Raw genomic sequence first — 9,740 nt, 5'->3', positions numbered from 1 at the left:
CCGGCCGCATTCGCTAGCAAGCTCGCTCCCACATTTTTGCGCATTCCCAGCATGAGAATGCAGTCCACTGTGGGAGCGAGCTTGCTCGCGAAGGCTGACTTCCAGGCGCTGAAGATTTCAGCCCTTGGCCCCAGCCTCGATCATGTTCTCCGGCCGCACCCAGGCGTCGAACTCTTCATCGGTCAGATAACCCAGCTGCAACGCCGCCTCACGCAAAGTCAGCCCTTCGCTGTAGGCCTTCTTGGCGATCTCCGCCGACTTGTCATAACCGATGTGCGGGTTCAGCGCGGTCACCAGCATCAGCCCACGTTCCAGATGCTTGGCCATGACCTCGGCATCTGGCTCGAGCCCGGCAATGCAGTGCTGCTGGAAGTTGCTGCAGCCATCGCCGAGCAAACGGATCGATTGCAGCAGGTTGTGGATGATCACCGGTTTGAACACGTTCAGCTGCAAGTGCCCCTGACTGGCGGCAAAACCGATCGCCACGTCATTGCCGAGCACCTGACAGGCGAGCATCGACAGCGCTTCGCACTGGGTCGGGTTGACCTTGCCGGGCATGATCGAGCTGCCCGGTTCGTTGGCCGGCAGCTTCACTTCAGCGAAACCTGCGCGAGGACCTGAGCCCAGCAGACGCAGGTCGTTGGCGATCTTCATCAAGGCCACGGCGAGGGTTTTCAGCGCACCCGACAGCGTTACCAGCGGTTCATGACCGGCCAGTGCAGCGAACTTGTTCGGCGCGGTGACGAACGGCAGACCGGACAGTGCTGCGAGTTCAGCGGCAATCGCCTCACCGAAGCCGTGCGGTGAATTCAAACCGGTACCAACGGCGGTGCCGCCCTGAGCCAGTTCGCAAACCGCCGGCAGCGCGGCACGAATCGCGCGCTCGGCGTAATCCAGTTGCGCGATGAAGCCGGACAGTTCCTGACCGAAGGTGATCGGCGTCGCGTCCATCATGTGCGTGCGCCCGGTCTTCACCAGTTTCATGTGCCGCGCCGCCAGTTCAGCGAGGCCGCCGGACAGCTCGGCAATCGCCGGCAGCAGTTGTTCCTGCACCGCTTTGGCGGTGGCGATGCTCATGGCAGTGGGGAAGCAGTCGTTGGAACTTTGCGAGCGATTGACGTGATCGTTCGGGTGCACCGGCGACTTGCCGCCACGCGGGTTGCCGGCCAGTTCGTTGGCGCGACCGGCGATCACTTCGTTGACGTTCATGTTGCTCTGGGTACCGCTGCCGGTCTGCCAGACCACCAGCGGGAACTGCTCGTCATGCTCGCCGGCGAGGACTTCATCGGCGGCCTGTTCGATCAGGCGGGCGATGTCGGCGGGCAGGTCGCCGTTGCGGTCGTTGACCCGTGCGGCGGCTTTCTTGATCAGCGCCAGGGCGTGCAGCACCGGTAGCGGCATGCGTTCCTGACCAATGGCGAAGTTGATCAGCGAGCGTTGCGTCTGAGCACCCCAGTAAGCGTCGTCCGGGACCTCGATCTGGCCCAGGCTGTCGGTTTCGATACGGCTCATCGTGCACACTCCTGTTGGTCTGTTGGCGCAATTTAGGCCGGCGTCGGCCCGGGTGGTTCCATCGGCTCGATTGTTGACCGCAAAACCCCGCCAATCAAGCGCGGCAAGGGCCAGGGGTTGAGCCACAGCGATTGTTAGGCGCAGAATGGTCGCCCTTGGGGTTCGACCTCGCTTTGCTTAAAGGAAACTCGATGACTCGTCTTCGCGCCATCTGTACCGCGGTTGCACTGGTTTGCGCCAGCGGCCAGGTGCTTGCCGATACCGCCAGCCACAACGCCAGTGCCGAAGCTTTCCTGACGCTGGCTCACGCTGACAAGCTGGGTACCCCGGTGTACATGCAAGTGCAGCAAATGTTCGCCCAGCGCTTTGAACAGACCAAAGCGCCTGAGTCGAAGAAAGCCGTGCTCGAAACCTACCAGGCCAAGGCCAACGCTGCGCTGGACCAGGCCATCGGCTGGAACAAGCTCAAGCCCGACATGGTCAAGCTCTACACCAGCAACTTCAGCGAATCCGAGCTCAAGGATCTGGTTGCCTTCTACCAGTCGCCACTGGGCAAGAAAGTCCTGGAAAAAATGCCGCAGCTGACCCAGCAGTCGGCGCAGATGACCCAGGGCAAACTGGAAAGCGCGGTGCCAGTGGTCAACAAGCTGCTCGACGACATGACCAAAGAGCTGACCCCGGCCGCGGCGCCAGCCAAGAAGAAGTAAGCGGAGTTCGTGATGACCATGCAACAACGCATCGAATCGACGCTGGCCCTGTTACAGCCTGAGCACCTGCAAGTGCTCGACGAAAGCCACATGCACAGTCGCGGGTCTCAGACCCACTACAAGGCGGTGGTGGTCAGCGCGCAGTTCGAAGGACTGAACCGGGTCAAGCGCCACCAGAAAGTCTACGGCACGCTCGGCGAGCTGATGGGCGAGTTCCATGCGTTGGCGCTGCACACCTACACCCCGCAGGAATGGGCAGAGATCGACGGCGCTCCGGCGTCGCCGACCTGTGCTGGCGGTAGCAAGCACTGATTTTGGATGTGGCGGGATTTTTGTGGCGAGGGGATTTATCCCCGTTCGGCTGCGCAGCAGTCGTAAACCCTGTAACCACGGTCCTGGCAGAAGGAACGGGGCTGAATGGGTTTAGGGTTGCTTCGCCACCCAACGGGGATAATCCCCTCGCCACAGGTTTTGTGTTGTCACAGAAGACTGAGTAAATCCAAAACACATCATGTTTTTGCTAGAATCCGCAACGCGCCGCTTAGCCGGCGCGTTTTTTTTTGAATCCGGTTCACCCTTTGCGAGGGTAGCCACCTGGAGAAATACCCATGACACAACCGATTGTCGTGGCGGCACTGTACAAGTTCGTCACCCTCGAAGATTACGTTGACCTGCGCGAGCCACTGCTGCAAGCGATGGTCGACAACGGCATCAAAGGCACTCTGCTGATCGCCGAAGAAGGCATCAACGGCACGGTTTCCGGCAGCCGCGAAGGCATCGACGGCCTGCTCGCCTGGCTCAAGAATGACCCACGCATGGTCGACATCGACCACAAGGAATCGTACTGCGACGAACAGCCGTTCTATCGCACCAAGGTCAAGCTGAAGAAAGAGATCGTCACCCTCGGCGTTGAAGGCGTTGACCCGAACAAGAAGGTCGGCACCTACGTCGAGCCGCAGGACTGGAACGCACTGATCAGCGACCCGGAAGTGCTGCTGATCGACACGCGCAACGATTACGAAGTGTCGATCGGCACCTTCGAAGGCGCCATCGATCCGAAAACCACCAGTTTTCGCGAATTTCCCGACTACATCAAAGAACACTTCGACCCGGCCGTGCACAAGAAGGTCGCGATGTTCTGCACCGGCGGCATCCGCTGCGAGAAAGCCTCGAGCTACATGCTCGGCGAAGGTTTCGAAGAGGTTTACCACCTCAAGGGCGGCATCCTGAAGTACCTCGAAGAGGTGCCGCAGGAAGAAACCAAGTGGCGCGGCGACTGCTTCGTTTTCGACAACCGCGTCACCGTGCGTCACGACCTGACGGAAGGCGACTACGATCAATGTCATGCCTGCCGCACGCCGGTCAGCGTTGAAGATCGCGCCTCCGAGCACTACGTCGCCGGCATCAGTTGCCCGCACTGCTGGGACAAGCTCAGCGAGAAGACCCGGCGCAGCGCCATCGATCGGCAAAAGCAGATCGAACTGGCCAAGGCGCGCAACCAGCCGCACCCGATCGGCTACAACTATAAGCAAGCATCCACCGAGGCTTAACCATGTCTGCGCGCCTGCTCTACGTGATGGATCCGATGTGTTCATGGTGCTGGGGTTTTGCTCCGGTGGCCAAGGCACTGGTCGAGCAGGCGCAGGCAGCCGGAGTGGAGCTGCATCTGGTGGTCGGCGGGTTGCGCACCGGCAGCGGTTCGGCGCTGGAGCCGACCACGCGGCGCTACATTCTCGAGCACTGGCAAGCGGTCACCGAGGCCACCGGCCAGCCGTTCAAGTTCGACGGCGCGTTGCCTGACGGTTTTGTCTACGACACCGAGCCTGCCTGTCGCGCCATTGTCACCGCGCGCAGTCTGGCGCCGGATTGCGCGTGGACACTGGTCGGGCTGATCCAGCAGGCGTTTTACGCCGAAGGTCGCGATGTCACCCAGGCCAGCGTGCTGGTCGAACTGGCGGAGCAGGCCGGTGTGCCGCGTATCGAATTCGCGGCGTTGTTCGATCATGCCGATCAGCACAAGGCGACCCAGGCCGATTTCACCTGGGTGCAGGACTTGGGCATCGCTGGTTTTCCGACCCTGCTGGCCGAGCGCAACGGGCAACTGGCGCTGCTCACCAACGGTTATCAACCGCTCAGCGAGCTGTCGCCGTTGCTCGGCCGCTGGCTGGAGCGCGCGGCCTGTGTCTGACCGCGCCGATGACACGCCAGCCGTAGAGCGTGTCGACCGGCTGAGCTGGGCTGAAGTCCGGCGTCTGGCACTGCATCACAAAAAATCCCTGTGGATCGCCAACGGCGTGGCCGTGCTGGCGACGCTGTGCAGCGTGCCGATTCCATTGCTGCTGCCATTGCTGGTCGACGAAGTGCTGCTCGGCCACGGCGATGCCGCACTGAAAGTCATGAATCATTTTCTGCCAAGCATGTGGCAGCAGGCGGCGGGTTATATCGGCCTGATGCTGGTGGTGACCCTGACCTTGCGTTGCAGCGCCCTGTGTTTTGGCGTGTTGCAGTCGCGGCTGTTTGCGCGCCTGGCCAAGGACATCGTCTACCGCATTCGCGTACGCCTGATCGAGCGGCTCAAGCGCATTTCCCTCGGCGAATACGAAAGCCTCGGCAGCGGCACGGTAACCACGCATTTAGTCACCGATCTGGACACCCTCGACAAATTCGTCGGCGAAACCCTCAGCCGCTTCCTCGTCGCCATGCTGACCCTGGTCGGCACCGCCAGCATCCTCATGTGGATGCACTGGAAGCTGGCGCTGCTGATTCTGCTGTTCAACCCGTTGGTGATCTACGCCACGGTGCAGTTGGGCAAGCGGGTCAAGCACCTGAAAAAACTCGAGAACGACAGCACCTCGCGCTTCACTCAGGCCCTGAGCGAAACCCTCGATGCGATTCAGGAAGTGCGCGCGGGCAATCGTCAGGGCTATTTCCTCGGGCGCCTCGGTTTGCGCGCGCAGGAGGTGCGCAACTATGCGGTCAACTCGCAGTGGAAAACCGACGCCTCGAACCGCGCCAGTGGTTTGCTGTTCCAGTTCGGCATCGACATCTTCCGCGCGGCGGCGATGCTCACCGTGCTGTTTTCCGACCTGTCGATCGGGCAGATGCTCGCGGTGTTCAGTTACCTGTGGTTCATGATCGGCCCGGTCGAACAGCTGCTCAATCTGCAATACGCCTACTACGCAGCGGGCGGTGCGCTGACGCGGATCAATGAATTGCTGGCGCGCGCCGACGAGCCGCAGTATCCCGGCGGCGTCGATCCGTTCAAGGGACGCGACACCGTCGGCATCGAGGTGCAAGGCCTGAGTTTCGGTTATGGCGACGAGTTGGTGCTGGATCAGATGAACCTGTCGATCCTGCCCGGCGAAAAAGTCGCGATCGTCGGCGCCAGCGGCGGCGGCAAAAGTACCTTGGTGCAGTTGCTGTTGGGCCTGTACACGCCAGCGGCCGGGACCATCCGCTTTGGCGGGTCGACCCAGCAGGAGATCGGTCTGGAGACGGTGCGCGAGAACGTCGCGGTGGTGCTGCAGCATCCGGCGCTGTTCAACGACAGCGTGCGCGCCAACCTGACCATGGGCCGCATGCGCAGCGACGAAGCCTGCTGGCAGGCGCTGGAAATTGCGCAGATGGCCGCGACCATCCGTGCGCTGCCCGCTGGCCTCGACAGCATCGTTGGTCGCTCCGGCGTGCGTTTGTCCGGCGGCCAGCGCCAGCGTCTGGCGATTGCGCGGATGATTCTCGCCGAGCCGAAAGTGGTGATTCTCGACGAAGCCACCTCGGCCCTCGACGCCGCCACCGAGTACAACCTGCACCAGGCGATGGCGAAGTTTCTCCATGGCCGCACCACGCTGATCATTGCCCATCGCCTGTCGGCGGTGAAACAGGCGGACCGCGTGCTGGTGTTCGACGGCGGGCAGATCGCCGAGGACGGCGACCATCGTCAACTGATCGCCGACGGCGGTCTGTACGCCAAGCTCTACGGCAACTTGCAACAGCACTGATCGAAACCCTCGCCGACCTGTCAGAGGTTCTGCGCGCGGTGTAACGCCGCGCCTTGCCTTGAACGAGAACCCCACCTAGTCTCGTCATAGCGAATTCGCCCGGAAGGCGAGCGGGCAGTGCTCATGCAAGGACTCTCATGAAGCAAAAGCAGACTCTGGGAACACCACGGTTGTTGGGTATCGTCTGGCCCTTTATTGCTGTCGTGGTGTTCCAGGCATTACTGGGGGGCGTGAGCCTTTACGTGCTTTCGGCCGTGCGTGGCTACGTAGCTGGCGAAAGCCTGTGGTCAAAGGGCCAGAAAGACGCCATCTATTACCTCAACCTCTACGCCGACAGCCGTGACGAGGCGATCTATCGCAAATACCTGACGGCGATCGCCGTGCCTCAGGGCGGGCACCAATTGCGCCTGGCGCTGGATCGTCAGCCGCCGGATCTGCAAGCGGCGCGTGAAGGCATTCTCAAAGGCGGTAATCATCCAGACGATGTCTCCAGCGTCATCTGGCTGTACCTCAATTTCCGCCACTACAGTTATCTGGAAACCGCGATCGATCGCTGGACGATTGGCGATGCCTATCTCGACCGACTGCACGAAGTCGCGCAGGAGATGCACCAAGGCATTGCGCAGAAACAGGCCAGCCCCGGCGATGTGCAGCGCTGGAAGTTACAGATCTTCGCCATCAACGATGCAGTCACCCCAGCCGCCAGAGCCTTCAGCGATGCCTTGGGCGAAGGCTCGCGGGTGATCATGCGCCTGCTGCTGTTCACCAACCTGGCCACCGCGCTGGGTCTGATCGCGCTGGCGCTGTGGCGCACGCACAAACTGCTCAGGCAACGCCATGAATTCGCCCAGGCGCTGCAACTGGAGAAGGATCGCGCGCACATCACCTTGCAATCGATTGGCGATGGCGTGATCACCACCGACGTCAACGGCGCGATCGATTACATGAACCCCGCCGCCGAGGCCATGACGCACTGGAAGGCCGAGCAGGCGGCAGGGCTGCCGTTGTCGGCGCTGTTCAACCTGCTCGACGATAACGCCCAGACCGAAGGGCTGACGTTGATCGAGCACATTCTCAGTGGCCAGCTCAGCGGCGGCAGCGAACATTCCAAGCTGATTCAGCGGCTGGACGGCAGCACCCTGTCGGTGACCCTGGTCGGCGCGCCGATCCGCAATGCCGGGAATGTCAGCGGCACGGTGCTGGTGCTGCACGACATGACTCAGGAGCGGCAGTACATCGCCAATCTGTCCTGGCAGGCGACCCACGATGCCCTGACCGGGCTGGCCAACCGCCGCGAATTCGAATATCGCCTCGAGCAGGCCTTGCACAAGCTGACGCGCCAGCCCGGGCGGCACGCGCTGATGTTCCTCGATCTCGACCAGTTCAAACTGGTCAACGACACCTGCGGGCACGCGGCGGGCGATGAACTGCTGCGGCACATCTGCACGCTCTTGCAATCAGATTTGCGCGAGGGCGATACCCTGGCGCGACTGGGCGGCGACGAATTCGGGATTTTGCTGGAGAACTGCCCGCCGGACATCGCCGAGAAGATTGCCGAAAGCCTGCGCCAGACCGTGCAGAACCTGCATTTTGTCTGGAAGGGGCGGCCCTTCCTGACCACCGTCAGTATCGGCCTGGTGCACGTGGCGCAGAATCCGACCACCCTTGAAGCTTCCCTGCGCGCGGCGGACATGGCCTGCTACATGGCCAAGGAAAAAGGCCGCAACCGCGTGCAGGTCTACCATGCCGATGATTCCGAACTGTCGATGCGCTTCGGTGAAATGGCCTGGGTGCAGCGCCTGCACATGGCGCTGGAAGAAAACCGCTTCTGCCTTTATGCCCAACAGATCGCGCCGCTCAAGCCGCAACCCGGCCAGGCCGGGCACATCGAAATACTCCTGCGCTTGCATGATGAATCCGGGCGGATGATTTTGCCTGACAGTTTTATTCCGGCAGCGGAGCGATATGGTTTGATGACCCAGTTAGATCGCTGGGTAGTTGAAAATGTTTTCAAGGTTATTGCCCAGTGTATTGAACAGGAACATGAACTTCCTTTGGCAATGTGTGCGATTAATCTGTCAGGCATTACTATAGGAGATGACGCGTTTTTGCACTTCCTGCGGGAACAGTTTGTTAACTACGCTATACCGCCTGAAATGATTTGTTTTGAAATTACTGAAACCAGTGCAATCGCAAATCTTGGCAGTGCAATTCGTTTTATCAATGAACTCAAAGGCTTAGGTTGTCACTTTTCTCTGGATGACTTTTGTGCCGGAATGTCTTCATTCGCTTACTTGAAACATTTGCCTGTAGACTTCCTGAAGATCGACGGGAGTTTCGTAAAGGATATGCTGGACGACCCGATTAATCGGGCAATGGTCGAAGTGATCAATCACATCGGTCATGTTATGGGTAAGCAGACAATTGCCGAGTTTGTTGAAACTAACCAGATCGAACAGGCGTTGCTTGAAATAGGTGTGGATTACGCTCAGGGGTATGTCATCGAGCGTCCGCAGTTGTTTACCTGTGACAGTTTGCAAAGTCGTCCTGCCAGACCGCAGCCGTTGTTGTTCAAAGCGCCTGGCACGTTCCGTTGAAGTCTCTCGCCGATCCTTGCCATCACAACTCAAAAGGAGCCGAACAGTGATCGACACATTCAACCGAACCGGACCCCTCATGGAAGCTGCAAGTTATCCTGCCTGGGCGCAACAGCTCATCAAGGATTGCAGCGAGAGCAAGCACCGGGTTGTCGAACATGAACTTTATCAGCGCATGCGCGACAACAGACTCAGCGCGAAAACCATGCGCCAGTACCTCATCGGCGGCTGGCCGGTGGTCGAGCAATTTGCCTTGTATATGGCGCAGAACCTGACCAAGACCCGCTTCGCCCGCCACCCTGGTGAGGACATGGCGCGGCGCTGGCTGATGCGCAACATTCGCGTCGAACTCAACCATGCCGACTACTGGATGCACTGGAGTCGCGCCCATGGCGTCAGTCTCGAAGATCTCCAGGCCCAGCAAGTGCCGCCGGAGCTGCACGCTCTGAGTCACTGGTGCTGGCACACCAGCTCAGCGGATTCGCTGATCGTAGCGATTGCCGCGACCAACTATGCGATCGAGGGCGCGACCGGGGAGTGGTCAGCGGTGGTCTGCTCGACCGGGGTCTACGCGGCGGCGTTCCCGGAAGAGGACCGCAAGCGCGCAATGAAGTGGTTGAAGATGCATGCCCAGTACGACGACGCCCATCCGTGGGAAGCGCTGGAAATCATCTGCACCCTGGCCGGCATGAACCCGAGCAAGGCTTTGCAGGCGGAATTGCGGCAGGCGATCTGCAAGAGTTATGACTACATGTACCTGTTCCTGGAGCGGTGCATGCAGCTTGAGACTTCGGAGCGCCTGCTGGTCAACCGCGAGCGCCGGACCGTAACCGAAAGCTGATCGAACTGTGGGAGCGAGCCTGCTCGCGAAAGCGGTGGGTCATGCAACGAATCGTTGTTTGACACTCCCTCTTCGCGAGCAGGCT

Annotated in this window: 8 protein-coding genes; 7 read left to right on the top strand and 1 reads right to left on the bottom strand. The window is 60.5% G+C overall.

Annotation, left to right across the window (positions count from 1 at the left end):
* Positions 1–117 precede the first annotated feature (117 nt).
* Positions 118–1,512: a class II fumarate hydratase gene (locus QMX86_RS25655; protein WP_016770937.1), complete on the bottom strand. Its 1,395-nt coding sequence runs from the start codon at positions 1,510–1,512 to the stop codon at positions 118–120.
* A gap of 191 nt (positions 1,513–1,703) precedes the next feature.
* Here QMX86_RS25655 and QMX86_RS25650 point away from each other — a divergent pair, with 191 nt between their 5' ends.
* From QMX86_RS25650 to QMX86_RS25620, 7 genes are all read left to right on the top strand, one after another.
* The gene (locus QMX86_RS25650) at positions 1,704–2,219 is read left to right on the top strand and encodes a DUF2059 domain-containing protein (protein WP_016770936.1); all 516 of its coding nucleotides are present in this window, start codon (positions 1,704–1,706) and stop codon (positions 2,217–2,219) included.
* Positions 2,220–2,231: 12 nt separating this feature from the next.
* Positions 2,232–2,531 (top strand): BolA family protein, encoded by a 300-nt coding sequence (locus QMX86_RS25645; protein WP_016770935.1) that lies wholly within the window; start codon positions 2,232–2,234, stop codon positions 2,529–2,531.
* 296 nt (positions 2,532–2,827) lie between these two features.
* Complete coding sequence (locus QMX86_RS25640; RefSeq protein ID WP_016770934.1) at positions 2,828–3,769, top strand: rhodanese-related sulfurtransferase; 942 nt, start codon at positions 2,828–2,830, stop codon at positions 3,767–3,769.
* Between the two features lie 35 nt (positions 3,770–3,804).
* Positions 3,805–4,407, top strand: coding sequence for a DsbA family protein (locus QMX86_RS25635; RefSeq protein WP_177180902.1), 603 nt, complete (start codon positions 3,805–3,807; stop codon positions 4,405–4,407).
* A complete protein-coding gene (locus QMX86_RS25630; protein ID WP_076563770.1) occupies positions 4,400–6,217 on the top strand; it encodes an ABC transporter ATP-binding protein in 1,818 nt (605 codons plus the stop codon). The genes QMX86_RS25635 and QMX86_RS25630 overlap by 8 nt, the downstream gene beginning before the upstream one ends.
* A gap of 137 nt (positions 6,218–6,354) precedes the next feature.
* Positions 6,355–8,814, top strand: a complete 2,460-nt coding sequence (locus QMX86_RS25625; protein WP_122707361.1) for an EAL domain-containing protein — start codon at positions 6,355–6,357, stop codon at positions 8,812–8,814.
* A gap of 46 nt (positions 8,815–8,860) precedes the next feature.
* A complete protein-coding gene (locus QMX86_RS25620; RefSeq protein WP_122707359.1) occupies positions 8,861–9,655 on the top strand; it encodes an iron-containing redox enzyme family protein in 795 nt (264 codons plus the stop codon).
* Positions 9,656–9,740: the final 85 nt, after the last annotated feature.

Origin of the sequence: Pseudomonas sp. PS01270, assembly GCF_029959775.1 — a bacterium.
Classification (GTDB): Bacteria; Pseudomonadota; Gammaproteobacteria; order Pseudomonadales; family Pseudomonadaceae; genus Aquipseudomonas; species Aquipseudomonas atacamensis.
The sequence above is the reverse complement of the archived record's forward strand: the minus strand, read 5'-3'. Positions and strand labels throughout refer to the sequence as shown.